Origin of the sequence: Herbaspirillum lusitanum P6-12 (genome assembly GCF_000256565.1) — a bacterium.
Classification (GTDB): domain Bacteria; phylum Pseudomonadota; class Gammaproteobacteria; order Burkholderiales; family Burkholderiaceae_D; genus Herbaspirillum; species Herbaspirillum lusitanum.
The window spans coordinates 1-920 of sequence record NZ_AJHH01000585.1; the positions used below are offsets into that span (position 1 = coordinate 1).

The 920-nt window shown below is 66.4% G+C and carries 1 protein-coding gene and 1 pseudogene; both read left to right on the forward strand.

The genetic code is table 11. The features are described from left to right. Window positions 1–89: 89 nt before the first annotated feature. Entirely contained in the window at window positions 90–620 is a 531-nt protein-coding gene (locus HLUSI_RS29655) for an ATP-binding cassette domain-containing protein (RefSeq protein WP_016835524.1), read from the forward strand. Beyond that, window positions 620–920, forward strand: a pseudogene (locus tag HLUSI_RS0119380) (energy-coupling factor transporter transmembrane protein EcfT); the annotation flags it as partial. The gene HLUSI_RS29655 and the pseudogene HLUSI_RS0119380, both read left to right, overlap by 1 nt.

A 920-nucleotide genomic window follows, 5' to 3' on the forward strand; every position in this document is an offset into this window, starting at 1 on the left:
GGCCTCATTTCCTGCAGGCAAGCTCGCCGCCCCTCCGTCCACGCTGTCATATAATGGCGGCCCTACGGCGCAGATAGCCGATCATCTCTATGACCCTGAAAACTTTGCCTCCCGCCGGTACGGCAACGCCCGGCATCCGGCTCGAATCGGTCACGCTGGCGCGCGGCGACCGCGTCGTGCTGGAACACATCGACCTGCACCTGACCGAGTCGCGCATCGGCCTGGTCGGCGATAACGGCGCCGGCAAGAGCAGCGCCGTCGGCGAACTGAGCCAGGGCCAGCGTCAGCAGGTCTGCCTGATGGCGCTGCAAATCACCACGCCGGCCACGCTGTTGCTGGACGAACCGTATTCCGCGCTGGACCTGCCGAGTCAGTTGCGCCTGTCGGCGCAGATCGCCGCCACCAGCCAGCAGATCATCCTGTCGACGCATCTGCTGGATCACGTGCAGGATTTTGAACGCGTGTTGTGGCTGGACCAGGGCAAGTTGCGCGCCGACGGGCCCGGCCGCGACATTTGTGCCGCTTATGCGCAGGACGTACACGAGCGCGCTGCCCGCGATACCGCCGCAGAAATTTTGCAAGAAGTTCTGCAACCTGCAGCGCAGGCCGACGCGACGTAATGCGTAGCCTCTATTCGACACGGCGCACCTGGCTGCATGGCGTACCCGCCTGGCTCAAACTGGTCGCGCTCTCGCTAGGCGGCACCATGCTGATGCTGACCGCCGACGTGCGCGGTATTGCCATCGCCGCCGCCGTTGTGCTGGCGCTGTTTGCCTCGCTCGGTCCGGCCGGCTGGCGCCAGTGGCGCATGCTGCGCGGCCTGCTGATTGCGTCGGCGCTGATTGCCGGCTTCCACTGGGCGATGGGCAATCCCGCCGTCGGCCTGGTCAGCGCGCTGCGCATCATGGCCGCCGCCATGC

Bases quoted from the DNA above. Each gene is read 5' to 3' on its own strand.
- HLUSI_RS29655 (WP_016835524.1), top strand. From the start codon at position 90: ATGACCCTGAAAACTTTGCCTCCCGCCGGTACGGCAACGCCCGGCATC.